27 protein-coding genes are annotated in these 26,286 nt (G+C 70.5%); 12 read left to right on the top strand and 15 right to left on the bottom strand.

Translation table 11 applies throughout. The annotated features are described in order from the left end of the window. The first annotated feature begins 39 nt into the window (after window positions 1–39). The gene (locus tag OHA21_RS06560) at window positions 40–723 is read left to right on the top strand and encodes a Crp/Fnr family transcriptional regulator (RefSeq protein ID WP_328478323.1); all 684 of its coding nucleotides are present in this window, start codon (window positions 40–42) and stop codon (window positions 721–723) included. A 3-nt stretch (window positions 724–726) separates the two neighbouring features. On the opposite strand, the gene OHA21_RS06555 is transcribed toward OHA21_RS06560, so the two are convergent. Genes OHA21_RS06555 through OHA21_RS06515 form a run of 9 tightly spaced genes read right to left on the bottom strand, consistent with a single transcriptional unit; the run spans window position 727 to window position 8,581 of the window. Further along, window positions 727–1,965 carry a glycoside hydrolase family 1 protein gene (locus OHA21_RS06555; protein WP_328471184.1) on the bottom strand — a complete coding sequence of 413 codons (1,239 nt, stop codon included), beginning with the start codon at window positions 1,963–1,965 and terminating at the stop codon, window positions 727–729. Further along, window positions 1,958–3,115: an alpha/beta hydrolase family protein gene (locus tag OHA21_RS06550; RefSeq protein ID WP_328471182.1), complete on the bottom strand. Its 1,158-nt coding sequence runs from the start codon at window positions 3,113–3,115 to the stop codon at window positions 1,958–1,960. Before OHA21_RS06550 ends, OHA21_RS06555 begins: the two co-directional genes overlap by 8 nt. Before the next feature lie 9 nt (window positions 3,116–3,124). After that, window positions 3,125–3,844, bottom strand: a complete 720-nt coding sequence (locus tag OHA21_RS06545) for an SDR family NAD(P)-dependent oxidoreductase (protein ID WP_328471180.1) — start codon at window positions 3,842–3,844, stop codon at window positions 3,125–3,127. A 6-nt stretch (window positions 3,845–3,850) separates the two neighbouring features. Next, on the bottom strand, window positions 3,851–4,798 hold the full coding sequence (locus OHA21_RS06540) for a VOC family protein (protein WP_328471178.1): 948 nt from the start codon (window positions 4,796–4,798) through the stop codon (window positions 3,851–3,853). 12 nt (window positions 4,799–4,810) lie between these two features. Next, a complete protein-coding gene (locus OHA21_RS06535) occupies window positions 4,811–5,557 on the bottom strand; it encodes an SDR family NAD(P)-dependent oxidoreductase (protein WP_328471176.1) in 747 nt (248 codons plus the stop codon). Then, window positions 5,554–5,961, bottom strand: coding sequence for a VOC family protein (locus OHA21_RS06530; RefSeq protein ID WP_328471174.1), 408 nt, complete (start codon window positions 5,959–5,961; stop codon window positions 5,554–5,556). The genes OHA21_RS06535 and OHA21_RS06530 overlap by 4 nt, the downstream gene beginning before the upstream one ends. Beyond that, the gene (locus OHA21_RS06525; RefSeq protein ID WP_328471172.1) at window positions 5,958–7,298 is read right to left on the bottom strand and encodes an aldehyde dehydrogenase family protein; all 1,341 of its coding nucleotides are present in this window, start codon (window positions 7,296–7,298) and stop codon (window positions 5,958–5,960) included. The genes OHA21_RS06530 and OHA21_RS06525 overlap by 4 nt, the downstream gene beginning before the upstream one ends. A 2-nt stretch (window positions 7,299–7,300) precedes the next feature. Then, on the bottom strand, window positions 7,301–8,284 hold the full coding sequence (locus OHA21_RS06520; RefSeq protein ID WP_328471170.1) for a fumarylacetoacetate hydrolase family protein: 984 nt from the start codon (window positions 8,282–8,284) through the stop codon (window positions 7,301–7,303). Between the two features lie 6 nt (window positions 8,285–8,290). Beyond that, window positions 8,291–8,581 (bottom strand): putative quinol monooxygenase, encoded by a 291-nt coding sequence (locus OHA21_RS06515; RefSeq protein ID WP_328471168.1) that lies wholly within the window; start codon window positions 8,579–8,581, stop codon window positions 8,291–8,293. 181 nt (window positions 8,582–8,762) lie between these two features. Between OHA21_RS06515 and OHA21_RS06510 the strand changes: the two genes are divergently transcribed. Genes OHA21_RS06510 through OHA21_RS06490 form a run of 5 tightly spaced genes read left to right on the top strand, consistent with a single transcriptional unit; the run spans window position 8,763 to window position 14,032 of the window. Next, window positions 8,763–9,749 (top strand): sugar ABC transporter substrate-binding protein, encoded by a 987-nt coding sequence (locus OHA21_RS06510; protein ID WP_328471166.1) that lies wholly within the window; start codon window positions 8,763–8,765, stop codon window positions 9,747–9,749. Window positions 9,750–9,751: 2 nt separating this feature from the next. Beyond that, window positions 9,752–10,798 carry an ABC transporter permease gene (locus OHA21_RS06505; protein ID WP_328471164.1) on the top strand — a complete coding sequence of 349 codons (1,047 nt, stop codon included), beginning with the start codon at window positions 9,752–9,754 and terminating at the stop codon, window positions 10,796–10,798. Window position 10,799: 1 nt separating this feature from the next. Continuing rightward, window positions 10,800–11,573 (top strand): ATP-binding cassette domain-containing protein, encoded by a 774-nt coding sequence (locus OHA21_RS06500; RefSeq protein ID WP_328471162.1) that lies wholly within the window; start codon window positions 10,800–10,802, stop codon window positions 11,571–11,573. 24 nt (window positions 11,574–11,597) lie between these two features. Continuing rightward, window positions 11,598–12,719 carry an FAD-dependent monooxygenase gene (locus tag OHA21_RS06495; protein ID WP_328471159.1) on the top strand — a complete coding sequence of 374 codons (1,122 nt, stop codon included), beginning with the start codon at window positions 11,598–11,600 and terminating at the stop codon, window positions 12,717–12,719. Then, on the top strand, window positions 12,716–14,032 hold the full coding sequence (locus OHA21_RS06490) for an FAD-binding oxidoreductase (RefSeq protein ID WP_328471157.1): 1,317 nt from the start codon (window positions 12,716–12,718) through the stop codon (window positions 14,030–14,032). Before OHA21_RS06495 ends, OHA21_RS06490 begins: the two co-directional genes overlap by 4 nt. Here the strand turns inward: OHA21_RS06490 and OHA21_RS06485 are convergent. After that, on the bottom strand, window positions 14,013–14,930 hold the full coding sequence (locus OHA21_RS06485) for a LysR family transcriptional regulator (RefSeq protein ID WP_328471155.1): 918 nt from the start codon (window positions 14,928–14,930) through the stop codon (window positions 14,013–14,015). The two genes, OHA21_RS06490 and OHA21_RS06485, sit on opposite strands and share 20 nt — an antisense overlap. Window positions 14,931–14,962: 32 nt before the next feature. Here OHA21_RS06485 and OHA21_RS06480 point away from each other — a divergent pair, with 32 nt between their 5' ends. Next, window positions 14,963–15,889: a LysR family transcriptional regulator gene (locus tag OHA21_RS06480; protein ID WP_328471153.1), complete on the top strand. Its 927-nt coding sequence runs from the start codon at window positions 14,963–14,965 to the stop codon at window positions 15,887–15,889. Here the strand turns inward: OHA21_RS06480 and OHA21_RS06475 are convergent. Continuing rightward, window positions 15,854–17,020, bottom strand: coding sequence for a multidrug effflux MFS transporter (locus OHA21_RS06475; protein ID WP_328471151.1), 1,167 nt, complete (start codon window positions 17,018–17,020; stop codon window positions 15,854–15,856). The genes OHA21_RS06480 and OHA21_RS06475 overlap by 36 nt on opposite strands. Window positions 17,021–17,163: 143 nt before the next feature. On the opposite strand from OHA21_RS06475, the gene OHA21_RS06470 reads away from it, so the two are divergent. The 5 genes from OHA21_RS06470 (at window position 17,164) to OHA21_RS06450 (ending at window position 22,145) form a co-directional block, all read left to right on the top strand. Then, on the top strand, window positions 17,164–18,093 hold the full coding sequence (locus OHA21_RS06470) for an MBL fold metallo-hydrolase (protein ID WP_328471149.1): 930 nt from the start codon (window positions 17,164–17,166) through the stop codon (window positions 18,091–18,093). Continuing rightward, window positions 18,081–18,623 (top strand): cupin domain-containing protein, encoded by a 543-nt coding sequence (locus tag OHA21_RS06465; RefSeq protein ID WP_328471147.1) that lies wholly within the window; start codon window positions 18,081–18,083, stop codon window positions 18,621–18,623. Before OHA21_RS06470 ends, OHA21_RS06465 begins: the two co-directional genes overlap by 13 nt. Window positions 18,624–19,522: 899 nt before the next feature. Beyond that, complete coding sequence (locus tag OHA21_RS06460) at window positions 19,523–20,197, top strand: maleylpyruvate isomerase family mycothiol-dependent enzyme (RefSeq protein ID WP_328471145.1); 675 nt, start codon at window positions 19,523–19,525, stop codon at window positions 20,195–20,197. Between the two features lie 41 nt (window positions 20,198–20,238). After that, the gene (locus tag OHA21_RS06455; RefSeq protein ID WP_328471143.1) at window positions 20,239–21,438 is read left to right on the top strand and encodes an MFS transporter; all 1,200 of its coding nucleotides are present in this window, start codon (window positions 20,239–20,241) and stop codon (window positions 21,436–21,438) included. A 104-nt stretch (window positions 21,439–21,542) separates the two neighbouring features. Continuing rightward, window positions 21,543–22,145, top strand: a complete 603-nt coding sequence (locus OHA21_RS06450; RefSeq protein ID WP_328471141.1) for a M23 family metallopeptidase — start codon at window positions 21,543–21,545, stop codon at window positions 22,143–22,145. Window positions 22,146–22,178: 33 nt separating this feature from the next. Here the strand turns inward: OHA21_RS06450 and OHA21_RS06445 are convergent, their stop codons facing one another. The 4 genes from OHA21_RS06445 to OHA21_RS06430 form a co-directional block, all read right to left on the bottom strand. Further along, window positions 22,179–23,021 carry an alpha/beta hydrolase gene (locus tag OHA21_RS06445; protein WP_328471139.1) on the bottom strand — a complete coding sequence of 281 codons (843 nt, stop codon included), beginning with the start codon at window positions 23,019–23,021 and terminating at the stop codon, window positions 22,179–22,181. A 76-nt stretch (window positions 23,022–23,097) separates the two neighbouring features. Further along, entirely contained in the window at window positions 23,098–23,916 is an 819-nt protein-coding gene (locus OHA21_RS06440) for an SDR family NAD(P)-dependent oxidoreductase (protein ID WP_328471137.1), read from the bottom strand. Further along, window positions 23,913–24,809, bottom strand: coding sequence for an alpha/beta fold hydrolase (locus OHA21_RS06435; RefSeq protein WP_328471135.1), 897 nt, complete (start codon window positions 24,807–24,809; stop codon window positions 23,913–23,915). Before OHA21_RS06435 ends, OHA21_RS06440 begins: the two co-directional genes overlap by 4 nt. Next, entirely contained in the window at window positions 24,806–26,272 is a 1,467-nt protein-coding gene (locus tag OHA21_RS06430; protein WP_328478321.1) for a flavin-containing monooxygenase, read from the bottom strand. The genes OHA21_RS06435 and OHA21_RS06430 overlap by 4 nt, the downstream gene beginning before the upstream one ends. Window positions 26,273–26,286 lie beyond the last annotated feature (14 nt).

Raw genomic sequence — 26,286 nt, 5'->3', positions numbered from 1 at the left:
TAGTCGAGCCAGCGAGTTGTAGTGAGCGTGGAGGCGCGCTTGACCGAAGCATCCTGGCTGCCCGGCACATTGCTGAGCCGCCTCGACGAAACCACCCGCCGTGAGTTCCTCCAGCTGGGGATCCCGCGAACCGCCGCCGCGTCGAGCGTTCTCCTGCAGGAAGGCGTCCAAGAGTCCCATGTCATCCTGCTCAGCGACGGTCTGACCAAGGTAACCGCGGCCATGACCGACGGCCGGCACGCCCTCCTGGATGTCCGCGTCTCCGGCGATCTGGTCGGCGAGATCTCCGCGTTGAACGGAACGCCCCGGTCGGCGACCGTCACCACCTGCCGCACGTCGACGATCCGGATCATCCACCGCAACGACTTCCGCGCGTTCCTGCGGTCTCATCCGGACGCCGCCATGGCGATCGCCGGCATCGTGGCGGACCGATTGCGCCTGGCGAACCGCCGCCGTGTCGACTTCGCCTCGTATCCGGTCAAGGTGCGCCTTGCCCGGGTCCTGTGGGAGATCTCGACGGCGTACGGATATCGCGACCGCGACGGGATCGTCGTCGACATTCACCTCACCCAGTCGGAACTGGCAACCATGTGCGGGGCTGCGGAGATCACCCTGCAGAAGGCGATGCGTGAGCTACGCGCCTCCGGCATCGTTGGCACCGGCTATCGGCAGGTGCTCGTTCGCGATCCCGCAGCCCTTCAACACTGCGCCGATGTCGACTGAGGGTCACCCACCAGAGGCAGCGGTGTTCCGGTACGCGGCGACGAGCTTGGCGTACACCTCGGCGCTCGGTTTGGGGGTTCGGGCGAACGTCTCCCGGTCGACCTCGTGCAGGCCGAGCTGGTGGCCGTAGCCGAAGATCCACTCGAAGTTGTCGAGCAGGGTCCAGTGCAGGTAGCCCAGCACCGGCACTCCCTCGGCGATCACGGCCTGCAGGGCCTCCAGCGCGGGCGGTAGGAAGGCGGCGCGGAGCGTGTCGTCCGGGGTGCTCATGCCGTGTTCGGTCACCAGGATGGGGACGCCGGTTTCAGCGTGGACGTAGCGGATCGCGCCGGCGAGCGACTCCGGTTCGATGCCGCTGCCCATCTGGTTGCGGGGGACGTCCGGCGGCAGCGGGACCGGGCCGTCGCCGTCGTAGAACAGGCGCTCGTAATTCTGGACGCCGATGTAGTCGTCGGAACGGGCCAGCTCGAGCCAGCGCTCGTAGACCTCGGAGCGCTTGCGGTCGCGTACGCCGGCATCTGAACCCACGGCGACGTCGTCGGCGACCGCCAGCGAGAAGCCGACCGGGAGGGAAGGCTGCAGGGTCTTGATGGCGGCGCGTGCGGCGCGGTGGCCGGCCTCCATGCCGTCGGCCATCGCGTCCATCTCTTCGGGCAGCATCACGTTCGCGGCGCGATAGCGGGGCACGCCGGCAGCCGCGCTCGCGGCTTCGAGCGTGGTTCGTTCCAGGTCGCGTACGAACGACGGCAGATCCATCCACGTCAGCAGGCGGGCCAGGTTGGGCTCGTTCATCGTCACCGCCACCGCGATCCGGTCGCCGAAGCGGGCCGTGACCTCGGTGCAGTAGCGGGCGAAGAGCGTAGGCGCCTCCGGGTTCAGCCAGCCGCCACGGGCGGCGAACCAGTGCGGCGACGTGAAGTGGTTGTAGGTGACGACCGGCGCCAGACCGGAGGCCAGGCAGTGGTCGACGATTGCTTCATAGTGGTCGAGCTCTGAAGAGGAGAAGACGCCGGGTGATGGCTCGACGCGGGCCCATTCGACCGAGAAGCGGTAGGCGTTCAGACCCAGGCCGGCCGCCAGATCCACGTCGGAACGCCAGCGGGCGTAGCTGTCGCAGGCCGGCCCGGAGGGCTCCCGGAACACCGTGGGCTGCACGTTCTCCAGGAACCAGGTGTCGCTGAGCGAGTTGCCACCCTCGGTCTGGTGGCCGGCGCCGGAGACGCCCCAGAGGAAGTCAGGCATCGAGCTCTCGCAGGGTGTCCTCGATCCAGTCGGCGGTGTAGGCGGCGACGTGCGGCAGGTGGTCCAGCCCGCAGTGCTCGGTCGCGCCCTCTTCCGGCGTGAACAGGCGCAGGTCCTTCTTCGGCGCGTTCACCGCCTGCTCGAAGGACTGGTGCGCGTAGGCCACGTTGATCTGCCGGTCGTTCGTCCCGTGCGTGATCAGCAACGGACAAGTGATCTTGTCGACGACGCCGTTGAGATTGACCCGTTCGGCCTCGGCGATGAAGGTTTCGATGTCTGGTGAGCCCCAGACCCAGAGCACATGCTCCCAGTAGTGCGGCACCGGGTTCTCACCCTCGCGTTCGAGCCGTTTCCGCTGCACCTCACCCCAGTTGTGGTTGGCGCCCCAGGCCACCGCGAGCGCCAGTCGCTTCTCGAAGGCGGCCGCCCGCGGCACGTAGTAGCCACCGAGCGACCACCCGACCAAACCAATCCGGTCATGTCGGACATCGGGCCGGCTTTCCAGATACGAGACGCAGGCCGCAGCCCAGTCCTCGCTCTCGACCCGCGAGGTGAGCCCCTGGAGACGCAGCGCCTCCCCCGACCCCGGGCAGTCCACCTGCAGCACCGAGATCCCCCGGGCGGCCATCTCCGACGGCCAGCCCGACGTGTACATGTGCTCCTTGGTCGAGTCCAGCCCGTTCCACATGATCATCGTCGGCACGGGCCGGTCGTCGGTCGAGGCGTTGGTGAAGTACGCCGGCAGCGTCGTCCCCTCGAACGGGATCTGCACCCGGGTGGTCCGCGGGTCGATCAGCTCGAAGGACTTCTCCATCACTTCGAGCAGGTGCCGGTACGTCGGCACGCGCAGCGGCGACGAGTTCGACAACATCCGCTCGGCCTGGCACAGGTAGGCGCCGGCGCGCAGATACTTCTGTCCGGCCGTACGCAGATGTCCTGCTTTCTCGGCCTCGATGGCCTGCTGCTCGACCTGGTCGGCGACCTTGCGCCACGACTGCATGAACTGCTCGGTGCCCACGTCGGACCCCTGCGCCGCCAGGTCCCGGATGGGCCGGCAGGCCCGGTCCACCTCGTCGATCGTGCCGCCGGAGTTGAGCGTGGCGACGACGCCCAGATTCCAGATGTAGTTGCCGGGGAAGTACTCGAACATCGCAGGTCCTTACGCAGGAGGGGCGATCGCGTCGGCGATGCCCTTGTGGGAGACGTGTCCGGTGAGCCCGCCGTCGACGACGATCTCGGCGCCGGTGATGTAGGCCGCCGCGTCGGAGCAGAGGAAGACCATCAGCCCGGCGACGTCGTCGACAGTTCCGGTACGACCGAGCGGGATCTCGGCCAGGGCAGCGCCACGGAAGGCGGGCGAGGCGTTCTCCATGAGCGGTGTCTCGATGAGCCCGGGCAGCACGGCGTTGACCCGGATGCCGCGCGACCCGAGCTCCAGCGAGGCGGTCCGGGTGAGGCCGCGCAGCGCCCACTTGCTGGCCGTGTACGCCGCTGCGACGTGCCCGGACACCGCGGCCACCGAGCACACGTTCACAATCGACGAGCCCGGCGGCATGAGCGGGACCAGGGCCTGAATGCCGAGCATCGGCCCGGTCACATTGATCGCGAAAGTCCGGTCCCAATTGTCCAGATCAACATGGGGCAGTCGTTCCCGCCCGGCCACCCCGGCGTTGTTGATCAATGCGTCGACCCGGTCCAACGAGCCCGCAAGGGTGGCCCAGCCACTGGGGTCACGGACATCCAGGTGGACGCCGTCAAAAGGGAGCACGTCGGTGGCGATCACCGTCGCCCCGGCGGCCCGTAGAGCAGCCACCTCGGCGGCACCCTGCCCACGGGCGCCGCCGGTGACCACGACGACCTTGCCGTCCAGTCGGAACATGCCGGCTCAGACCGGCGGCGCGACGAACAGGCCGCGGTCCGGGTCGTTGAAGCTGTCCTTGGCGATGATCTCGCTCATCGGGTCGGCGGTCCCCCACTGGTCCTGCACGTTCGGGTCGGCGATGTCGTGCAGCTCGGGATGCCACTGGTCGGTCTCGAGGCGCTCCAGCTCGGTGGTGTACTCCATCGTGTTGCCGCTCGGGTCGAGGAAGTACGTGAACGTGTTGTTGCCGGCCAGGTGCCGTCCGGGGCCCCAGATCTTCTTGATGCCGGCCCGCATGACCCGGCCGGTGCCGCGCATGTACTCGTCGAGGCCGCGCATCTCGAACGACACGTGATGCACCGAGGTGTGCGGGCCGCGCGCGATGGCCAGGCTGTGGTGCCAGTCGTTGCACCGCATGAAGTGCATCATTTCGCCCATGTGCTGGCTCCACAGCGTGTCCGACAGCTTGAAGCCGAGGTGCTGCTCATAGAAGGCGCGGGTGCGGTTCGGGTCGTTCGAGTTCATCACGGCGTGCGAGATGCGCACCGGAATGGCCTCGCCTTCCTCGACCGCCCGGTGCTGCCGGGTCTCCACGTCCGAGGAGATCTCGATGGTCCGGCCGTCGATGTCGAAGAACCGGAAGCCGTAGCCGCCGCCGGCGGTCTGCAGCTTGCCCGGCTGGGTGGCCAGCTGGATGCCGTCAGAAGCCAGCTTGGCGGCGAGCGCGTCGACGGCGGCCGGGTCGGTCGCGCCGAAAGCGATCAGGTCGAGCCGCTTCTCGGCGGCCTTGCGCAGCCGGATGATGTACTGCTCCGGCGAGCCCTCGGCGGCCAGGTAGGACAGGTCGCCGTCGGTGCCGACCTCGGTCAGGCCCCAGGTGTCGCGGTAGAACGTGCGCTGGGTCGCGTAGTCGGGCACGGCCAGATCGACGTGCCGCAGGTGGGTGATGCCGTGCTCGTTGAGGTGGGACATGACTCTTTCCTTTCAGCCGAGAACTGAGCCGCCGCCGTCGACCACCAGGTGCGCTCCGCTCACCCAGGCGGATTCGTCCGAGGCGAGGAAGACGGCGGCGTTCACGACGTCGTCGGGCCGGCCGTGCCGGCCGAGGGGGATGCGGTCGAGGACGACGCTGCGCAACCGCGAAGGCGGGTCGGCCAGCATCGGAGCGGTGTTGGGGGTCTCGATCAGACCGGGACTGATCACGTTGGCGCGGATGCCGTGCGGGCCGCCCTCGACGACGAGTTGCAGAGTGAGGGCGATGACGCCGCCTTTCGCGGCGCTGTGCGCGTTCTGCGCCATGAACTCGACACCGCGGGTGGCCGCGATCGACCCGACGTTGACGATCGAACCGCCGCCTTGCCGGCGAAGGTGCGGCCAGGCGGCACGGACCGTGTAGTAGACGAGGTCGAGCTCGTTGCGCATGGTGAAGTCCCAGTCGGCGACGGTCAGCTCGTCGAGCGTGCCGAACCGCTGAGCGGACGCGTTGTTGTAGAGGATGTCGATGCCGCCGTGCACCGCCACGGCCTCGTCCACCCACTGCCGGGCCTGCTCGGGATCGCCGAGGTCGACGCCGCCCATCACCCGGATATCGCCGTGGGAGGTTGCCGCCGCGTCGAGGTCGCAGCCGATCACCCGCGCGCCTTCCGCCGCGAACCGGGCCGCCGCAGCCGCGCCGATGCCTCCGCCGACGCCGGTGATCAGCGCGATCTTGCCGGCCAGCCGCCCGGTCATGGTTTCCCCGCGCGGTCGAGCAGTTCCACCAGGTTGCCTTCCGGATCGGCCACATAGGCCATCCGGATGCCGGGTTCCGGGGACGGTCGCGGTGACATCCGGTCACTCGCCCCGACTTCCAAGAGACTTGCGTACGCGGAACCGACATCCGCCACGTCCAAGGCGATGTGCCCGAACCCGCGCGTGAGAGCCGCCTCGATCGGGTTCGCCGGCGACGGGTGACCGGTGCTGCCGGCACGTTCGAGCAGCTCGATGCGGTAGCCGTCACCGCGCAGCATGACGCCGCGGAACTGATGTTCCGGGATCTCGAAGGAGAACTCGCTGGTCAGACCGAACGCGGTCGCATACCAGTCGCGCATCTTGTCCAGGTCACCGACGGTGAGGCCGACGTGGTCGAGCTTCATGCGATCACCACCGTCCGCACGTTGGTGAACTCGCGGACGCCCTCGGCGGACAGCTCCCGGCCGTAGCCGCTGCGCCCGATGCCACCGAACGGCAGCCGCGGGTCGGAGGCGACCGGCGCGTTCACGAACAGCGCCCCGGACCGGATCCGCTTGCCGACCGCCAGGGCATGTCCCTGCGTGCCCCAGACCGAGCAGCCGAGACCGAACTCGGTGTCGTTGGCCAGCTCGATCGCGTGCTCGTCGTCGCGGGCTCTGACCACGGCCGCCACCGGCCCGAACGTCTCCTCGACGAAGGCAGCCATGCCCGGCGTGACGTGGTCGAGGACGGTCGGTTCGAGGCGACAGCCGGAGCCCGTATTCCCGCCGGTCAGCAGGCTCGCCCCGGCGGCCACGCTCTCGCTGATCTGCCGCACGGCCGTGTCCCGCAGGTCGGCTCGGGCCAGCGGACCGATCTCCAGGACAGCCACCTCGCTGAGCAGCGCGGCCACGAACTCGTCCGCGACGGCGTCGACCACGACGAAGCGTTTGGCGGCCACGCAGCTCTGCCCGGCATTGCCGAACCGGGAGCGGACCGCCGCCGCAGCTGCCGCGGTGATGTCGGCGTCGGCCAGCACGACGAACGGATCCGAGCCGCCGAGTTCCAGGACGGTCTTCTTCAGCGCGGCGCCGGCCGCCTGGGCGATCGCCGATCCGGTGCGCTCGCTGCCGGTAAGGGTGACCGCGGCGATCCGCGGGTCGGCCACGATCCGGGCACTCACCGACGGCACCCGGTCGGCCTCGATGACCAGGGACCGGAACAGCCCGGCGGGTGCCCCGGCGTCGAGGAACAGCTGCTCGATGGCGAGGGCGCAGCCGGTCACGTCCGGGCTGTGCTTGAGCAGGGCCGCGTTGCCTGCCGACAACGCCGCGCAGGCGAAGCGCAGGACCTGCCAGAACGGGAAGTTCCACGGCATCACCGCGAAGATCACGCCGAGCGGTTCGTAGGCGACCCACGACAGCGAGCTGCCGGATTCAAGAGGCTTGTCGGCGAGCCAGCCGGGTGCCAGATCGGCGACGACCGAGCAGTTCCAGGCGCACTTGTCGATCTCGGCGAGCGACTCGGCCAGGGGTTTGCCCATCTCGGCGGTGATCAGGGCGGCGTACTCGTCGCGGCGCTCGGTCAGCAGCTTGCCGACGGCTCGCAGCAGGGCAAGGCGGTCGGTCAGTTCGACATCCGCCCAGGACCGTGCCGCCGCGGACACCTCGCCGAGCAGAGCAGCCACTGCCGCGTCGTCGTGGGCGGGGTATCTAAGCAGCTCCCGGCCGGTCGCCGGGTTCCGCGTCACGACCTCGGACATGGTCACACCTCCTCGCGGACCCGGCGGCGGGCGGCGACGATCGGCGGCACGGTCTCGGTGCCGGCGACGATCCGGTTGCGGATGGTGCCGAGCCGCTCGATGGTCATCTCGACGACGTCGCCGACCTGCAGCGGTGGCGGGGTCAGCTCGCCGGTGCGGCCCCAGCCCTCGGCCAGGGCGCCGGAACCGCAGGTTCCGGAGGCCAGGACCTCGCCCTTCTTCACCCAGGAGGCGCGGGACGCGTACGAGACCAGGTGCTCGAAGGACCACCCCATGTGCCCGGACCGGTCGCTGCCGGTGACCGTGCCGTTGACCTTCACGGTCATCTGCAGATCGAGGAACCCGTCGGCGTCGCGGAAGTCGTCGAGCTCGTCGGCGGTGACCACCCAGGGGCCGATCGTGGTGGCGAAGTCCTTGCCCTTGGACGGGCCGAGACCGAGCTTCATCTCGCGGCCCTGCACGTCGCGGGCGGACCAGTCGTTCATCACGCAGTAGCCGCCGATCGCCGACCGGGCCTGCTCCGGGGTGACGTTGCGGACGTCGCGGCAGATCACCGCGGCCATCTCGAGCTCGTAGTCGAAGCGCTCGGTGTCCGGCGCGATGGCCACGTCGTCGTAGCCGCCGGTGACCGCGTGCGGGGCCATGAACAGGAAGGACGGGGCGGCGTACCACTCGTCCGGCACGAATTCGTGCCCCTGCATGCCCTTGCCGACGCCGGCCACGTGCTGTTCGAAGGTGAGGAAGTCGCGCATCGCCACCGGGTAGACCGGCGGCAGCAGCCGCACCTGGGCCGGGCGCAGTCCGTCGCCGCGGGCGGCGGTGTCGGCCGCTGCCTCCCGGTCGACGCGGTCCGCCGCGAGCAACTCCACCAGGTCGGTGCCGTCCGCGAACGGGTGCAGCCACCAGTCGGGACCCTCACCGACGACCAGGCCGACCCGGCGGACGCCGTCGGGCTCGGTCGCGAGGCGGAACGCTGCCAGTCTCATCTCAGATCAGCCGATCGTGGTGTAGAAGGCGCGCTCGCGCTTCACGAGCACCGGGATGGCCTGTTCGAGCGCGTACGTCTTGAAGTGCTCGGACGCGCCGTGCGCGGCGTAGGCGTCCTCGTCGTCGTAGATCTCGAAGAGGCGGAAGACGCCCGGCTCGGCCGGGTCCTGGTACGCCTGGTAGAAGCGGTTGCCCGGCTCCGCCCGCGACAGCGGGGTCAGCTTCTCGACCGCGTCGAGCACGACGGCCTCCTGGCCGGGCTCGGCGGTCCACGTGGCGCTGACGACGTATGCCATGAAAAGTCCTCCTCATTCCGGTGACGTCCTCACGCTAGGTGCGCGACAGCTGACCGGAGAAAGCACCGACGGCGATGCCTGGCATCACTGCGGAGCGGGTTCCGCCTTTGCGCAGCTCCGTGTTCTCTGTGACCCAGCACACGTCTGTTAACAGCTGTCGCTCATAGCCCCGGGAGTTGACATGGATCTGAAAAATTACGGCCGCGCTGCCGCCCTCTCCGTCGGCAGCCTTCTCCTCGTGACCGCCTGCAGCTCCGGCGGAACCCAGCCGGCTGACGGTTCCGCCGCTGCGGGTTCGGGCAACGCCTCCAAGACCATCGTGTTCTCGCCGCTCGCGTTGAAGATCCCGGCCATGAAGGGCCTCTCCGAGGGCGTGCAGGGATACGGCAAGGGTCACGGCTACGAGGTCCTCGTTCAGGACCCGAACCTCGACCCGCAGAAGCAGCTCACCGACCTGAAGAGCGTCATCGAATCCGGCCGGGCCGGCGGCGCCTGGGTGATCGCGGTTCAGCCGGCCGCCCTCTCCGACCTGGTGAAGACCGCCCAGGAGAAGAAGGTGCCGTTGCTGCTCAACGGGGTGCCGGAGGACTTCGGTCTGTCCGGCATGCAGCCCGGCATCACCTTCGACAAGATCGACTACGCCGCCCAGGGCAAGGCGATGGGCGAGGAGCTCGGCAAATGCATCAACGAGAAGCTCGGCGGCAAGGCCAAGGTCATCATGACCGTCAACGTGGCCGGCACCGCGGGCAAGGCCGAGGTGGAGAAGGCGCAGAAGGAGGCCCTCGCCGCGACCGCGCCCGGAGCGGAGATCGTCACCGAGGTGATCGCCAACGAGCGGGCCAAGTCGCAGACCGACATCGGTAACGCGCTGCAGGGCAACCCGGACGCGAACGCGCTGCTCGGCACCAACGACGAGGCGGCGCTCGGCGCGCTGGGCGCGTACGCCGCGGCCGGCAAGGAGCTGCCCTGCGTGACCGAGACCGGCGGGAACGACGAGGTGCTCAAGGCGGTCAAGGACGGCAAGATCTACGCCTCGGTGGCGCTGCAGTTCGAGGCCGACATGGTGCAGTCGTTCGACACCCTGACCGCGATGATGGCCGACCCGAGCGCCCCCGGGAAGCAGATCACCGTGCCGCAGAAGGTGATCACTCAGGGAAGTGGGCAGTGACGGTGACCGCCGCGCCTGTGGAGAAAGCGGACGCGCCGGTCCCCACCGGCCATGACATGCCGCGGGCGGTCTCCGCGCTGGTATTCGTACGCGATCGCGGCATCTTCGTGCTCTGGGGCCTGATCATTCTGGCCTTCTCGTTCTGGTGCGCGCCGTACTTCGCCACCCTGGACAACGCCCTGCTGATCGCGAACGCGGCCGCCCTCACCGCGATCTTCGCCGCCGGCGTCGGCATCGGCGTGATGACCGGCGTGCTGGACCTCTCCCTGCCCGGCACCGCCGCCTTCGCCGCCTGCGTCGCCGGCTGGCTGATCACCAACGGTCAGCCGGTCTGGCTCGCCCTGATCGCCGGCCTGGCCTGCGGCGTCCTGGTCGGCCTGGTCAATGGCCTGATCGCACTGCGCGGCTTCAACCCGATCATCGTCACCATCGGCACCCTGTCGGCGCTGTCCGGCCTGGCCGCGGTGATCGCCGGCGGCTACACCTTCCCCGGACTGACCGGGCTGCAGTTCATGGGCACCGCCCGGTACCTCGGGGTGCCCGCCCCGGTCTACATCGTCGGCCTGCTGTTCCTGGTCGGCACGGTGTTCCTGACCCGCACCCGGGACGGCATCCGGCTGATGGCGGTCGGCGGCAACGCCGAGGCGGTCCGCCGCTCCGGCATCCACAGCGACCGGTACAAGGTGCTCGGCTTCGTCATCTCCGGCCTGTGCGCCGCCCTCGGTGGCCTGGTCACCGCGGCGATCACCACCGAGGCCACCCCGGAGGCCAGCCCCAGCATCATCTTCAACGCGCTGACCGCGGTCGCGCTGGCCGGCGTCGCCCTCACCGGCGGCCGCGGCAGCCTGCCCCGGATCCTGGTGGGCGCGCTGATCCTGGCCACCATCGCCAACGGCCTGACCATCCGCGGCATCCAGCCCTACTGGGCCACCGTCACCACCGGTGTGCTGCTGCTCGCCTCGCTGCTGCTCGAGCGGGTCGTGCAGACCAGCGTGTCGAACCGTCTGATGGCCAGCGCCAACCTCTCCGTGCACAAGAAGCAGGTCTGACATGACGACTCCCGCGCTCGAACTCAGCGGCATCGACATGCACTACGGCTACGTGCGCGCGCTGGCCGGTATCGACTTCCACGTCAACCCGGGCGAGGTGGTCGGACTGCTCGGCGACAACGGGGCCGGCAAGTCCACCCTGCTCAAGGTCATGTCCGGGGCACACCGGCCGAGCGGCGGCACGATCCGCGTGCACGGCGACGAGGTGCAGTTCCACTCGCCCAGCGACTCGGCGAACGCCGGGATCCAGATGGTGTACCAGGACCTGGCGCTGGTCGACCCGCAGGACATCTCGACCAACCTGAACATCGGGCGGGAGATCCTGCGCAAGGGGCCGCTCGGCTGGCTCGGGTTCGTCGACCGCAAGGCGATGCGCAAGCGCTCCGAGGCCGAGCTGGACCGGCTCGGCGTACGCACCGCCCCGATGACCCGCCCGGTGGAGATGCTCTCCGGCGGCCAGCGGCAGGTGGTCGCCCTGGCCCGCGGCGCGATCCGGGTCTCCGGCGAGGCCAACGGCGTGCTGCTGCTCGACGAGCCGACCGCGGCTCTCGGCTACGAGCAGACCAAGCAGGTCGAGGCGCTGATCCGGCGAATGGCGTCACAGGGTGTCGCGATCGTGCTCGTCACCCATAACCTTCCGCTGTGCTCCGAGGTCGCCGATCGGGTGGTGGTCCTCAACCGCGGCAGCAAGGTCGCCGACATCGCCGTGGCTGAGACCGAACCGGACCACATCGTCGGGTGGATTACCGGCGCCCGCCCCTCCCAGTTCGTCTGATTCCGTCGTCGTAAAGGAGTTGAAATGACCTCCCGCGTCCTCGTCGTCGGTGGCGGCATCACCGGTGGTGTGCTGGCCCTGGCCCTCGCCCAGCGCGGCGTGCAGGTGGTGGTCGCCGAACTGCGCTCGTCGCTCGGCGGCGTCGGCCACGGCATCACCCTGCAGGGCAACGCGCTCAAGGCGTTCCACGCCGTCGGCATCTTCGAGGAGCTCGCCGAGCACGGCTACTCCTTCGACAAGCTGCGGATGTTCCGGGCCGACGGGGTGCAGCTCATGGAGATGCCGGCGCCACCGATGGGCGGGGACGCCGTGCCGCCGACCATGGGCGCGCTGCGCGCCGACCTGGCCGACATCCTGGGCCGCCGGGTCCGGGAGGCGGGCGTCGACGTACGCCTCGGCACCACGGTCACCGAGCTCGACGACCGCGGCGACTCCGTGGTGGCGACCCTGACCGACGGCAGCACCGAGACGTTCGACCTGGTCGTCGGCGCGGACGGCATCCGTTCCGCGGTGCGCAGGATGATCGGCATCGAGGCCCAGCCGCAGCCGGTCGGCATGGGGATCTGGCGGGTGGTCGCGCAGCGGCCCGAGGCGATGGACAGCTCCGGCGTCTACTACGGCGGCCCGAAGTACAAGGCCGGCTACACGCCGATCTCCGAGGACCTCTGCTACGCGTTCCTGCTGGAGGAGAACCTGGAGCGCTCCTTCGTCGGAGAACACCCCAACGGCAAGATCCTCAAAGAGCACGGCCAGGGGTACGGCGGAGTCTGGGGCCAGGTCCGCGACAGTCTCCCCGACGACGCCGTCGTGAACTACCAGTACATCGAGTCGATCCTGCTCGACGGCCCGTGGCACCGCGGCCGGGTGATCGTGATCGGCGACGCGGCACACGCCTGCCCGCCGCTGATCGCCCAGGGCGCGGCCATGTGCGCCGAGGACGCCGTGGTCCTCGCCGAGATGCTGACCAGCGGCGATCCGATCGACGAGGTGCTGCCGGCCTTCTACGCCCGCCGCTTCCCCCGGGTCAAACTGGTCCTGGACAACAGCCTGCAGCTCGCCGAGTGGGAGATCCACCCCGACACCCCGGGCGCCGACCCGGGCCGGGTCATGGGCCAGACGCTGCACGCGATGTGCGCTCCGGCGTGAACGGCCTGCTGTTTCCCGGCGACGAGGGTTTCGAAGCGGCCCGCGTCGACCGGATCTTCAACCGCCGGCTGCCCGGTCGGCAGCCGGCGGCGATCCTGCGGGCCACCACCGAGCAGGACGTCGTCGACGGTGTGCGGCTGGCCCGCGAGCGCGGCTGGCAGGTCGCGGTCCGCTCCGGCGGGCACAGCTGGGCGCAGTGGTCGATCCGCGACGACGCCCTGGTCATCGACCTGGGCGGGCTGCGGGAGATGAGCTACGACACCGCTTCGGAAATCGTCTCGGTCTCGCCGGCCGTACAGGGCGGATTGGAATTGGCGCCGTTCCTGGAGAAGCAGGGCCGGTTCTTCGTGGGCGGGCACTGCCCGTCGGTCGGGCTCGGCGGGTTCCTGTTGCAGGGTGGGCAGGGCTGGAACGCCCGCGGCTGGGGCTGGGCCGCCGAATACGTGGTCGCGGTGGACGTCGTCACCGCGGACGGTCGACTTGTGCGTGCCTCCGCCAGCGAGAACGCGGACCTCTACTGGGCCGCCCGCGGCACCGGGCCCGGGTTCCCCGGCGTGGTCACCCGGTTCCATCTACGGACCCTGCCGCTGCCGGCGTACATCGCGCAGACCGTCCAGGCTTACCCGCTGGACGACTTCGACGAGGTGATGACCTGGTTGCACGACATGCACCACACTGTCGCGGGCACCGTGGAGATCGTCGCGCTCACCAAAACGGATATTTCGCTTTCACCCGACCCCGTTCTGCTGGTCACCGCCGTCGCCCTAGTCGACAATGCGGCGGAAGCTCACCGCGCCTTGGCCACATTTCGGAAATGTCCGGCACGCGGCCGGGCGCTGCTCGACCTCGACGCCGTCCCGACCACCCTCACCGAGCAGCGGGAACGGCAGCTCGCCGACAACCCGGAAGGTCACCGCTGGGCGGTCGACAACGCCTGGCTCACCGGTCCCGCCTCGGACGTGGTCCCGGCGATGCGGCGCGCATACACCACGCTGCCGAACGACAAGGCCTTCACCATCTGGTTCAGCATGGCCCCGCTGCGCGAGCTGCCGGACATGGCGTTCTCCGTGCAGTCGGAGATCTACCTGGCCTCGTACGTGCTGTGGGAGGACCCGGCCGACGACGAGCGGCACCAGGCGTGGCTGGCTCAGGCGATGGCCGACCTGGAGCCGGTCACCGCGGGCCACTACCTCGGGGACAGCGACATGCGGCGCCGGCCGCTGCGCTACCTGTCCGAGCCGGCCCGTGAGCGCTACCAGCAGGTGCTACGAAAATACGACCCGGAGCGCCGGTTCACCGGCTACCTAGAATGACGGCCAGCTCGTCGAGGCGGGCGAACAGCCAGCGGTGCGCGGGATCGGAGAGCCGGTCCCGCGCGTACCAGTAGCCCTCGGCCAGCAGCACCTCCCCGAACGGCGGCTCGATCATCGTGATCGGGCCGTCGTCGGCCAGGTGCAGCCGGGCCAGCCGCTCCGGGACCACGGCGACCAGGTCGGTGCCCTCGATGACGAACGCCAGCGGCAGGAACCCGGCCACCTGCAGCATGATCCGGCGGTCGATGCTGTGCTCGCCGAAGACCCGGTCGACCGGGGTGAGGATGCCTGGGCCGAAGGTCGCCACCGCGTGCGGCACCTCGGCCAGGTCACGCAGGGTCAGGCCGCCGCCGGACAGCCGGGGGTGCCGCCGGTCGGCGATCAGCACCATCCGGTCGCGCCACAGCAGCTTGCGTTCGCCCATGAACCCGAATCCCAGCGGCGCCACCAGGGCGTCGTGCTCCAGCAGGATGCGTTCCGACGTACGCGCCTTCGGTCCGATCCTCTCGATGGCCAGCCGGACCCCCGGCGCGGAGGCCGCCAACAGCCGGACCAGGGGCTCGTGCAGCACCGACACCGCGTAGTCGCTCATCGCCAGCCGGAACGTCCGCTCGCTGGTGCCCGGGTCGAAGTGGTTCTCCAGGTCGAGGGCGCGGGCCATCAGGCGTACCGCGCGCTGCACCTCGGGCAGCAGATCCCGCGCGAAGGGGGTCAGCTCGTAGTCGCGGCCCGCGCGGACCAGGAGCTCGTCGTCGAACCGGCGTCGCAGCTTGGCCAGGGCGGCGCTCATCGCCGGCTGACCGACCTCCAGGCGGGCGCCGGCCCGCGTCACGTTGCCCTCCTCCAGCAGCACTCGCAGAAAGAGCAACAGGTTGAGATCGGTACCGCCCAGAGTCATGAGAGGGCCTCCTCGTGCATGAGACTAGAGCCGTGAAGGAACGGCTGCGTGAGGTCGATGCGAACCTGCTGCTCTCGCTGCACGCCCTGCTCGAGGAACGCAACCTGACCCACGCGGGCGAGCGGATGACGATGAGCCAGTCCGCGATGAGCAGCGCGCTGACCCGGCTGCGCAAACACTTCAACGACGAGCTGCTGGTCCGCTCCGGTCGCGGCTTCGACCTGAGCCCGCTCGCGGAACGGCTGCGGCCCGCGGTGGCCGAGGCGGTGGAGGCCGCCGAGGCGCTGCTCGGCACCCAGCGCGAGTTCGACGCGGCGTCCAGCATCCGGCGCTTCGGCGTCAGCATGTCCGAGTACGCGATGACCGTGCTCGCCGAACCGCTGATCCGGCTGATGGCCGAGCAGGCGCCCGGCTGCTCGATCGCCCTGGACACCCTCGACGAGCACGGCGCCTTCGAGACCCAGCTGATGCGCCGCGACCTGATCATCGGCCCGCTCGGGTACGACTTCCCCGGCCACACCCAGCCGGTCTTCACCGACCACCTGGTCTGCATCGTGGCCCGCGACCACCCGCGGCTGGCCGGCGGCGCGCTGACCCTGGCGGATCTGGCCGCCATGCCGCACGCGGTGGCCGCGTTCGTCGCCGCCGGTGAGCACAAACGCCCCCTCGAGATCGAGCTGGAACGGCAGGGCATCGCCGACCGTACCGTCCTGGTCCAGGTCACCAGCCTGCTGACACTGCCGTTCGCGGTCGGCGGCACCGAGATGTGCGCGTTCGTGCCGTCCCGGCTGGCCCGCCGCTGCCTCGGCATTCTCGACCTGGCCATCGCCGAGACACCGCTCGCCACGGTCGGGATCACCGAGGCCGCGCACTGGCATCCCGGCCGGGAGAAGGATCCGGGCGTCGCGTGGCTGCGCCGGTTGCTATACGAGGTGGCGGTCGCGGTGGAGACCGAATAGGCAGACCGCGCCGGCACCGACCGACGACACCGCCATCACCAGGGCCGGAACCACGGCCGAGGACGCGCCGCCCAGGCCGACCAGCGGGGACACCACGGCGCCCAGGGCGAACTGGCTGAACCCGAGGACCGCGCTGCCGGTGCCGGCGACGGCGCGTACCGGCTCCATCGCGAGAGCCGCCGAGTTGCCCATGATCCCGCCGTTCGCGGTCACCGCCGCGAAGATCACCACGAGGTACGTCCAGACCGGCGCCTCCGCCAGCGCGAGCACCAGGAACAGGCAGGTCGCGCTGACCTGCACCGCGACGCACCAGCGGATCATCCGGATCGGGGCGATCCGGTGGGCGAGACGCCCGGCGACCGCACCGGCGCCGATCAGACCGGCCGCGTTGACGCCGAAGACGACGCCGTAGCCGATCTCGGACAGACCGATCACGTCCTGGTAGAGGAACGGGGACGCGGCGATGTAGGCCATCATCACGCCGAACGAGAGCGCGAACACCGCCACCGGTGGCCAGAAACCGCGGCTGCCGAGGACCTGTCGCCACGCGGGTTCCGCGGGCGCGGTCGCCGGGCGTGTTTCCGGGACGACCAGCAGCACCCCGGCGACCATGGCGAGGCAAAGCACCGCCACCGCCCAGAGCATGCCCCGCCAGCCGACCGGGCCGGCGAGCAGCGCGCCCACCGACGGGGCCAGCACGGGAGCGACGCCGCCAACCGTGAGCAGCAGGGTGAAAGCGCGGGCGGCGGCTCGTCCGGCGGCCAGGTCCGCGATCACGGCACGGCCGATGACCATGCCGCCCGCGCCGGCGAAGCCCTGGACGAACCGGGCGGCGATCAGGGTCTCCAGGTTCGGGGCGAGGGCGCAGGCTATTCCGGCGGCCGCGCAGACCGCGGTTCCGGCTATCAACGGCACGCGTCGCCCGTACCGATCTGCTAATGGACCCATGACCAACTGACCCAGAGCGAGCCCTACCAGGAAGGTGGTCAGCGTCAGCTGAACGCCGCTGGCGTCGGCGCCGAGCTCGGCGCCCATCGCCGGGAATCCGGGCAGGTAGAGGTCGGTGGCGACCGGCGCCACCGCCGCGAGCGAGGCCAGCACGATCAGCAACGGCCACCGGATCTTCGTCACTGCGGCAGTCAACTGTCGCGCCTGCGGATCCGGAACGCTCGTATCACGCATGCCAGCGATCGGTGTCAGCGATGGTGGAAACCGTTGTGCGGCGCGCGGATGGATGCCCCAATGAGTGCAGAACGCACTCGAAGGAGGAACACGTGACCTGGGACGACGGCAGCCCCTACGTGGATCGCCTGGCCGACGGGATCCACGCCTACATCCAGCCCGACGGCGGCTGGATGGTCAACAACTGCGGCGTGATCGTCGACGGCGGCGGCACCGCGGTGCTGGTGGACACCACCTCCACCGAGCGCCGCAACCGGGCCGTGCTGGCCGAGGTCGCCAAGGTGAGCAACGGCGCGCCACGCGCCGTGGTGAACACGCATCACCACCCCGACCACACCTACGGCAACGGCTTCCTGCCCGCGGAGACCCTGGTCATCGGGCACGACAAGTGCCGCGACGAGGTCCTCGCCGCCGGTCTGGAGGCCACCAAGGTGATCACCGCGCCGGAGTACGGCGATCTGGTGCTGCGCCCGCCGAACGTGACGTTCAGCGACCGGATGACGATGCACCTGGCCGAGTTCCCGATCGAGCTGCAGCACGTCGGGCGTGCGCACACCAGCAACGACGTGGTGGTCTGGCTGCCCCAGCAGAAGGTGCTGTTCGCCGGTGACCTGGCCTTCGCCGGCGGTCAGCCGTTCCTGCTCGAAGGTTCGGTGGCCGGCTTCCGATCGGCGATCGCGCACATGCGGGCTCTGGCGCCGTCGGTGCTCGCGCCCGGTCACGGTCCGGTCTGCCGTGGCGACGAGGTCGGCGTGCTGCTCGACAACCTCGACGCCTACGTCGCTTTCGTCGCCTCCGTCGCGGCCGACTCGTTCGCCGCCGGTTTGTCGCCGCTCGAGGCCGCGATCAAGCATCGCGACAACCCGTACAAGGACTGGGCCGAGACCGAGCGTTTCGTCGGCAACCTGCACCGGGCGTACTCGGAGCTGGCCGGCAACCCTCTCGACACCCGGCTCACCGTCCCGTCGGTCTGGCCGGACATGGTGAAATTCCACGGCGGGCCGATCCCGTGCCACGCCTGAACGCTCCCCGCCGGGTGGTCACCGGCCACACCCCCGACGGCGTCTCGGTGGTCCTGTCCGACGGCCCGGTGCCGGTCAGCCGCTCGCTGCCCGCCGACGGCGTCGCCTTCCACGAGATCTGGAACACCTCGGGCGCGCCGGCCCGCATCCTCGCGGTCGAACCGTCCGAGCCGACCGAACGCACGCTCGCCGTGCCACCTCCCCCTCGCGGCACGAAGATCCGCATCAACGAGTTCCTGCCCGGCCACCTGGATTCCCAGGGCCGCCAGTCCCCCATGCATCGCACCGCGTCCATCGACTACGGCATAGTCCTCGCCGGTTCGATAACCCTGCTCCTCGACGACTCCGAGGTAACCCTGCACGCCGGCGACGTGGTCATCCAGCGCGGCACCGACCACGCCTGGGCCAACCGCGGCAACGTCCCGGCGCGCGTCGCCTTCATCCTGGTCGACGCCGAATTCGACGACTCCCTGGCCGCCACGCTGCCAGAGGGCTTGGACGGCCTGATGCGCGGAGGCCCAACACCCTGATTTGTACGATTTGACGATGAGTCCCGCCTAGCCGCGCGATCAGCTGCCACTCCGGGCCGACGCCGCGACCGCCGGGACCGCCAGACATTCCGCGGCCACCCGCCAGCCACCAGCGCGCCGCCCGCCCGGCTCGCTCCCCCGACTCCTCATGCCACCCGGCGCGTCCTCCGGCTCGTCCCCCACCCGCCGATCACGGACCTTCAAACGGGCCCGCCGGGCGGCTCGCCGGCGCCAGCCGCCCACTACGCACCCATCCAGGCCTCCGAAACCCGCCTCCCGGACGGCTCGCCGGCGCCAGCCGCCCACCACGCACCCATCCGCGCCTCCCAAACCCGCCTCCCGGGCGGCTCGTGGGCACCAGCCGCCCACCACGCACCCATCCGACCATCGAAACCTGCCTGCCGGGCGGCTCGCGGCCACCAGCCGCCCACCACGCACCTATCCGCGCCTCCGAAACCCGCCTGCCGGGCGGCTCGCGGCCACTAGCCGCCCACCACGCACCTATCCGCGCCATCGAAACCCGCCTGCCGGGCGGCCCGCGGCCACCAGCCGCCCACCACGCACCCATCCGCGCCTCCGAAACCCGCCTCCCGGGCGGCTCGTCGGCGCCAGCCGCCCACCACGCACCCATCCAGGCCTCCGAAACCCGCCTCCCGGGCGGCTCGTGGGCACCAGCCGCCCACCACGCACCCATCCGCGCCTCCCAAACCCGCCTCCCGGGCGGCTCGTCGGCGCCAGCCGCCCACCACGCACCTATCCGGCCATCGAAACCTGCCTGCCGGGCGGCTGCTGGCACCAGCCGCCCGCCACGCATGTTCCGGCGAGAAGGCGCTGGGTGAGGGCCGGGCTACGGGTGGGCGGGGCAGCCAAGGGGCCTGCGTGTGGGTAGGGTCGGACGGATGGGGCTGGACCACCTGGCGATCTTGCGGCGCGACCTGGCCGCCTTTCACGGGTTTCTCGGGGCTGACCTGGGCGTTCCGGTTGCGCATTGCGGGGACTGGACCCTGCGGGATCTGGCCGCGCATCTGGGCCAGGGGAACCTGTGGGCGGCTGCGGGTATCACTGAGCGGCGCGGCGATCATCGGCCGCCTGTGCCCGAGGGTGAGCTCGGGGACTGGTTTGCGGAGACTGCTCGCATCCTCACCAGCGCGCTCGAGGCTGACCCGGCTACTGAGGCGTGGACGTTTGCTCCGCCGCACACGGTTGGGTTCTGGCGGCGGCGCCGATGTCTGGAGACGGTGGTGCACCGGTGGGATGCCGAGCACGCGCTCGGGGTGAGCAGCGAGCTTGATCCGGCGCTCTGCGGGGACGGGGTGGCCGAGGTGATCGAGGTGTTCATGCCTCGCATGATCAAACGGGGCCTGCTCGTCGAGCCGACCAGCGCGGTCCGGCTCACGGCGACCGATCTGGGTGAGGGCTGGACGCTCGGCAAGGGAGGGCCGGTCGCGGAGCTGAGTGGGACGGCGCCGGAGTTGATGCTCGCCCTGTGGAACCGGCGGCCCATGCCGTGGGACACCCTCACCGGTGACGAGGCCGCTGCCCGGGAGGTGCTGCGGGGACCGCTCGTGCCCTGAATTCGGTGGCTCCCGGCTCGTCGGCGACACAGAATGCAACGGTGATCGAGGCACGGACGAGCAACAGTGGCGGCCACGTGCCGGCTCTCGCGGCGATGATGGTGGCGGCGTTCTGTTACCTGACGGTGGAGACGCTTCCAGTCGGGCTTCTGCCGGATATCGCGGGCGACCTCGACGTCTCGCTGTCGGCGGTGGGTCTGCTGGTTACCGGGTACGGGTTGACCGTCGCCATCTTCTCGGTGCCCCTGACCCACCTGGTCAGCCGAATCCCTCGCCGCTATCTGATCACCGGGTTGCTGGCCCTGTTCGTCGTCGCGACCGGTGTTTCGGTGCTCGGCGGGTACTGGCTGCTGCTCGGCGGCCGCGTCGTCACCGCTCTGTCGCAGGCAGTCTTCTGGTCGGTGGCCGCACCGGCTGCGGCCGCGCTGTTCCCTCCGCAGGCGCGGGGCCGGGCGGTGGCGGCGGTGTTCGGCGGTTCGTCGCTCGCCCCGGTGCTGGGTGTGCCGGCGGCGACCTGGCTCGGGCAGCAGGCGGGGTGGCGGACGGCGTTCCTGGCGGTGGCCGGGCTCGCGCTGATCGCGATGGTCGGTGTGGCCGTGCTGCTGCCGACGACGGCCCCGCAGGACGGGCACGCCTCCGCCGGGGCCGCGCCGGACGCCCGCGCGTTCTGGCTGCTGATCACCGTCACCGGCATCGCGATCACCGGGGTCTTCACGGCGTACACATATCTCATCCCGTTCCTGACCGAGATCGGCGGCTTCTCGGCGTCGGCGGTGAGCGCGCTGCTGCTGGTCTTCGGGGCGGCTGGGCTCGGTGGGGTGGCGATCTCCGGGTACCTGGCTGACCGCAGGCCGCGTCTGGCCGTACTTCTCCCGATGGTGTTGCTCGCGGTCTCCCTGCTGGGCCTCCATCTGGTCGGCGCCCACCCGGCGGCGGTGGTGGCGCTGGTCGCATTGTGGGGATTCGCGATCCCGCAGGTGCCGACGACGATGCAGAGCCGGGTGCTGGTCGTCGCGCCGGGCAGCACTGATGTCGGGTCGGCCATGATGGGGTCGGTGTTCAACCTCGGCATCGCCGGCGGGGCCCTGCTCGGCGGGGTTCTGCTGCCGCACGCCGGGTTGCGCGGCGTCTTCCTCACCGGCGGGCTGGTCCTGGTGGCCGCCCTCGCCGTCCTGGTCGCCGGGCCGGCAGTGACCCGGCGCCGGGACCGGCGTGACACTCCGGCGACGGTCGCCTCGTAGCCGGCCGGCGGCGGTGGGCTCGGGCGACGGTCGCCTCGTAGCCGGCCGGCTGGCCACTGGGGGGTGGGCGCGGGCCGCTTGCGATCGCTTGCCAGGATCGGGCGGTGATTCGCCGTTCCGCCCCGCTCCTCGGTGCCGCCCTGATCCTGATCCTGATCTCCGTGGCCTGGGTGGTGGTGCCCCGGCTGTTGCCGGCCGGGCCGCGGCCCGCGTTCCAGATGCCGGTGGCCTGCGGTGAGACGTGGATTCTCGGCACCTATCCGGGGCACGACGATTTCGACATCGACTTCTTCCCGGCGAAGGGTTCGGCATGGGGCCGGCCGGTGCTGGCGTCCTTCGCGGGTGAGGTGATCGAGGCCGGTATCAACGGCACCCTCGGCGAACGGACGCCGGAGAACCCGAAGGGCCCACACGGCCTGGGCGCCGGGTACTGGGTCAAGATCGATCACGGCGGGCGCTGGGAGACGCAGTACCTGCATCTGTTGGAGCCGCCACTGGTCGAGGTCGGCGACCAGGTGGAGACGGGTCAGCAACTCGGCAAGATCGGCAGTACGGGCAAGTCGGGGGCGCCGCACCTGCACTACGAGCAGCGCCGGTCGCGGGAGAAGGTGGAGGCCCACTTCGACGGGGCCGCGGCCGGGATCACGTCGGACGACCGGGAGTACTCGGTGCGGCGTACCAGTAAGAACTGCCCGGGCCCCACCTGAGACAACCGTGTGGTGTCCCACCTGCGTATCGAGTCACCTGGAGGCCTGGATGATCTCGTGCTGTGCGGCGCGGCCTTGCGCGGTGGGCGTGAGTGGGTAGACGTGCACGGCGCCGGGGCAGACCGTGAGGCGGCAGTCGGTGGCGCGGTCGCGCAGCAGCAGGGTGTCGGGGTAAAGCAGGTCGCGGGTGCCGATGTAGGTGTGGATCGGGGCCAGGCCGGTGAGCGGGCCGTTGATCGGGCTGAGCCGTGGGTCGGCCGGGTCGTGGCCGCCGGCCCAGGCTTTGCCGGCTTCGCGCAGGCCGATGCTGCTCAGCCACGGGTCGTGGGCTTCGGCGGCGGGGATGCCGGGGTTGGTCAGGGTCAGGTCCAGCCATGGGGCGATCAGGATGAGGCTGCGGGGCTGAGGGAGCCCGGCTTCGGGGAGGGTCTGGGCGAAGCCGAGGGCCAGGCCGCCGCCGGCGGAGTCGCCCATCACGGTGACCGGGCCAGTGAGCTGCTGATAGACGGCGGTGATGAACGGGTACGCCTCGCGGAAGGTGTGCTGTGGGGCGAGGCCGTAGTCGGGGACCTCGACCCGGAGGCCGGCGTCGGCGAGCCGGGAGACCAGCGCCCAGTGTTGCGGGGCCATCGGGCTCAGGTAGCTGCCGCCGTGCAGGTAGAGCACGGTGGCCGGGTTGTCCGGCGCCACGGTGTAGTTGGTGAAGCCGTCGATCTGCCGGGTCCGCACCTCGTGCCGGCGGTGCAGGTGGGCCGGCGGCGGGGACGGTGGTTTCGGCGCGGCGATCCGCTGGTGGGCGCGGGCCACCGTGGCCATGGTCGGTTTGGCGGTCAGGCGCAGGTAGCCGGCCACCGCCCGCATCGGCAGGGTGATCATGGCAGCACGCTCCAGACAGGCGCAGCGAGCCCGAGCCCAACGGGCAGCCGCGCAGCGACGGGGAGACCGGCGGTGCTCATGCGTCGCCGAAGAGTCGGCGTTCGTAGCGGGCGACCAGGACCGGATACCGGCGGGGGAACAGCCGGACCAGCCGGTCGACGGCCTTGGCGTCGGCGCCGACCAGGACGCGTGGGCGGCCGGCTTCGACGCCGTCGAGGATGATGCGGGCGGCCTGCTCGGCGGGCATTTTGAGCAGTTTCTCGTTGTATACGCGTACCCTCGCTGCCTGTGCGGCGGTGAGCGGCGCGGTTGCGCTCGCGATGTTGGTCTTGACGCCGCCGGGGTGCACGACCGTGACCTGTACGGGGTGGCGGCCCACCAGCATCTCGGTGCGCAGCGCCTCGGTGAACCCGCGCACCCCGAACTTGCTAGCCGCATAGGCGCTGAGCGTGGGCTGCGCCATGAACCCGTTGAGGCTGGACACGTTGATCACGTGCCCGTCCCCGGAGGCGATCAGGTGTGGCAGGAACGCCTTGGTCCCGTGGATGACCCCGAACAGGTTGACCGCGAGCGTCTTCTCGTAGACCTCCCACGAAGTGTCGAGCACACTCTGCCCACCGCCGCTGACCCCGGCGTTGTTGTAGATCTGGTGCACGACGCCGTAGTGGGAGACGACCGCGTCCGCATAGCCCTCGACCGCCGCGCGGTCGCCGACGTCCAGGGTCGCGGCGTGCACCTCACCCGGCAGCAACGAGACGGTGCCCTTCAGTCCGGCCTCGTCGATGTCGGACACGGCCAGGCGGGCCCCGCGGGCAGCGAGCAACAGCGCGAGTGCACGCCCGATGCCGGAGCCGGCGCCGGTGACGACGGCGACCTTGTCACGAACGCTGCTCATCGGGTTTCTCCCGTCGGGACCGAGGCGGCCAGGTCGGTGGTGAGCCGGACGAGCTGGTCGACGACCCCCGGCGCGAGGTGATGGCCCATGCCGGTGATCTCCACGTGCCGGGCGCCCGGGATGGCTGCCGCGGTGGCCCGGCCGCCGCTGGGATGCACCATCAGGTCGCGGTCGCCGTGGATCACCAGGGTGGGTGCGGTGATCCGGCGCAGCTCGGCGGTCCGGTCGCCGCTCGCCTGAATGGCGCTGACCTGCCGCGGGATGCCCTGCCGGGCCACACCGCCGCCGGTGCGCTCCCACAGCCCGGCCGCCCAGGCGCGTTCGACGTCGTCGTCCGGCGGGAAGCCGGCCGATCCGATGTGCCGCAGCATCGCCAGGTGCCGCTGCACCGACTCGTCGGCGGTGCGGGCCGCCCGGCGAGCCATCCGGAGCAGCGTGGACCGGGCCGGCTGCCCGACCCGGCGGTGCCCGGTGGTGGAGAAGATCGAGGTCAGGGTGGCGACACGGTCGGGATTCCGGGCGGCGATGGTCTGCGCGATCATGCCGCCCATCGACATGCCGACCAGGTGGGCCCGCTCGATGCCGAGGTGGTCGAGCAGCGCGAGGGTGTCGGCGGCCATGTCACCCAGGTTGTAGGCGTCGGGCCGGGGCCGGGCGAACAGCTGCCGCAGCCGGCCCGGTGGTGGGGTGTCGATGCGCGACGAGCAGCCCGCGTCCCGGTTGTCCAGACGGATCACCTGGAAGCCGGCGTCGAGGAAGCCGTCGATCATCCGCTGCGGCCAGCTGGTCAGGTCGAGGCCGAGCCCGGCGATCAGCAGGAGCGGCCGGCCCTCTCCGGAGACCCGATAGCAGATCCGGGGGCCGCCGGGCACGTCGAAGAACTCGTCGCTCATGCCCGCACCAGCGCGGAGAACCGCAGCTCCGGGTCGGTGACGCCGGCGGCGCGCAGCAGTTTGACGTCCGAGGAGTAGCTCATCGAGGTGAGCCAGGGCATCCGGTCCCCCTGTCGTGGCAGCTGGTCGACGGCCCGCCGGATGTACCCGGCGCCGAAGTCGAGGAACGGCCGGGTCGGCATGTCCGGGTCCGCGGGTGTGGGGGTGCAGCTGTCGTAGCCGTGCTGGTCCATGTGGGTGAGCAGCCGGCAGAAGTGCTCGCAGAGCAGGCCGACCTTCAGGGTCCACGAGCTGTTCGTGTACCCGACCGCGTAGGCGAGGTTCGGCACGCCGGAGAGCATCATCCCCTTGTAGGCGATGGTGTCGGCGAGATCGACCGGCCGCCCGTCGACGGTCAGCCGGGTCCCGCCGAAGGCCTGCACGTTCAGCCCAGTCGCGGTGACGATCACGTCGGCTTCCAGGGTGCGGCCCGAGGCGAGAAGGATTCCGTCCTCCGTGAAAGACGCGATCTGGTCGGTCACCACGTCCGCACGGCCGTTGCGGATCGACCGGAAAAGATCCCCATTGGGTACGGCGCACAGGCGCTGGTCCCACGGCCCGTAGGGCGGGTTGAAATGCTCGTCGACCGGATAACCCGCCGGCAGCTGCCGCGTGTTCACCCAGCGGATCAGGCGCCGGGCGGCGTTCGGATAGCGCTGGCAGAACTGCCAGACCAGGCGGCCCTTCACGATGTTCTTGCGGCGAATGATCGGGTACGCCCGGTCCTCGCCGAGCAGCCTGCGCAGCCGGTTGCCGAGGGCGTCCTGTGCCGGGACCGGCATGACGTAACTGGGCGTGCGCTGCAGCATCGTCACGTGCGCCGCGGTCTCGGCGAGCGCCGGCACCAGGGTGACCGCGGTCGCGCCACTGCCGATCACCACGATCCGCTTGCCGCTGTGGTCGAGGTCGGCCGGCCAGTGCTGCGGGTGCACGATCTCGCCGCGGAACCGGTCGCGGCCCTCGAAGTGCGGGGTGAAGCCCTCGTCATACCGGTAGTAGCCGCCGGCCGAGAAGATCCACCGGCAGGTGAGCTCCTCCCGTGCGCCGGTGTCGGTGCGCTCCACTTCGACGGTCCAGCGGGCCTGCTCCGACGACCAGGACGCGGCGACGACCCGGTGGTGATAGCGGATGTGCTGGTCGATGCCGTGGTCGGCGGCGGTCCGGCGCAGGTAGGCCAGGATCCGGTCGGCGGTCGCGATCGACTGGTCGTCGGTCCATGGCGCGAACTCGAACCCGAAGGTGTGCAGGTCCGAATCGGATCGGATGCCTGGGTAGCGGAACAGATCCCAGGTGCCGCCGCTGGCGGCGCGGGCCTCCAGGATCGCGTAGCGGCGACCGGGGTGCTCGCGCTGCAGGTAATACGCAGCGCCGATGCCGGAGATGCCGGCGCCGACGATGACGACATCGAGGTGCATGGCGCCCATCATGCGCGATCTTC

Origin of the sequence: Actinoplanes sp. NBC_00393 (genome assembly GCF_036053395.1) — a bacterium.
In the GTDB taxonomy this organism is placed as follows: domain Bacteria; phylum Actinomycetota; class Actinomycetes; order Mycobacteriales; family Micromonosporaceae; genus Actinoplanes.
This window is presented reverse-complemented; position numbering and strand designations above follow the sequence as displayed.

What these genes read in the sequence shown, in the direction of transcription:
- OHA21_RS06540 (WP_328471178.1), bottom strand. Translation starts at nt 4,798, where the DNA reads ATGTCCCACCTCAACGAGCACGGCATCACCCACCTGCGGCACGTCGAT.
- OHA21_RS06535 (WP_328471176.1), bottom strand. Translation starts at nt 5,557, where the DNA reads ATGACCGGGCGGCTGGCCGGCAAGATCGCGCTGATCACCGGCGTCGGC.
- OHA21_RS06440 (WP_328471137.1), bottom strand. Translation starts at nt 23,916, where the DNA reads ATGAGCAGCGTTCGTGACAAGGTCGCCGTCGTCACCGGCGCCGGCTCC.
- OHA21_RS06545 (WP_328471180.1), bottom strand. Translation starts at nt 3,844, where the DNA reads ATGTTCCGACTGGACGGCAAGGTCGTCGTGGTCACCGGCGGCGCCCGT.
- OHA21_RS06520 (WP_328471170.1), bottom strand. Translation starts at nt 8,284, where the DNA reads ATGAGACTGGCAGCGTTCCGCCTCGCGACCGAGCCCGACGGCGTCCGC.
- OHA21_RS06510 (WP_328471166.1), top strand. Translation starts at nt 8,763, where the DNA reads ATGGATCTGAAAAATTACGGCCGCGCTGCCGCCCTCTCCGTCGGCAGC.
- OHA21_RS06460 (WP_328471145.1), top strand. Translation starts at nt 19,523, where the DNA reads ATGGGGCTGGACCACCTGGCGATCTTGCGGCGCGACCTGGCCGCCTTT.
- OHA21_RS06515 (WP_328471168.1), bottom strand. Translation starts at nt 8,581, where the DNA reads ATGGCATACGTCGTCAGCGCCACGTGGACCGCCGAGCCCGGCCAGGAG.
- OHA21_RS06430 (WP_328478321.1), bottom strand. Translation starts at nt 26,272, where the DNA reads ATGGGCGCCATGCACCTCGATGTCGTCATCGTCGGCGCCGGCATCTCC.
- OHA21_RS06435 (WP_328471135.1), bottom strand. Translation starts at nt 24,809, where the DNA reads ATGAGCGACGAGTTCTTCGACGTGCCCGGCGGCCCCCGGATCTGCTAT.
- OHA21_RS06500 (WP_328471162.1), top strand. Translation starts at nt 10,800, where the DNA reads ATGACGACTCCCGCGCTCGAACTCAGCGGCATCGACATGCACTACGGC.
- OHA21_RS06445 (WP_328471139.1), bottom strand. Translation starts at nt 23,021, where the DNA reads ATGATCACCCTGCCGATGCGGGCGGTGGCCGGCTACCTGCGCCTGACC.
- OHA21_RS06495 (WP_328471159.1), top strand. Translation starts at nt 11,598, where the DNA reads ATGACCTCCCGCGTCCTCGTCGTCGGTGGCGGCATCACCGGTGGTGTG.
- OHA21_RS06485 (WP_328471155.1), bottom strand. Translation starts at nt 14,930, where the DNA reads ATGACTCTGGGCGGTACCGATCTCAACCTGTTGCTCTTTCTGCGAGTG.
- OHA21_RS06530 (WP_328471174.1), bottom strand. Translation starts at nt 5,961, where the DNA reads ATGAAGCTCGACCACGTCGGCCTCACCGTCGGTGACCTGGACAAGATG.
- OHA21_RS06555 (WP_328471184.1), bottom strand. Translation starts at nt 1,965, where the DNA reads ATGCCTGACTTCCTCTGGGGCGTCTCCGGCGCCGGCCACCAGACCGAG.
- OHA21_RS06550 (WP_328471182.1), bottom strand. Translation starts at nt 3,115, where the DNA reads ATGTTCGAGTACTTCCCCGGCAACTACATCTGGAATCTGGGCGTCGTC.
- OHA21_RS06525 (WP_328471172.1), bottom strand. Translation starts at nt 7,298, where the DNA reads ATGTCCGAGGTCGTGACGCGGAACCCGGCGACCGGCCGGGAGCTGCTT.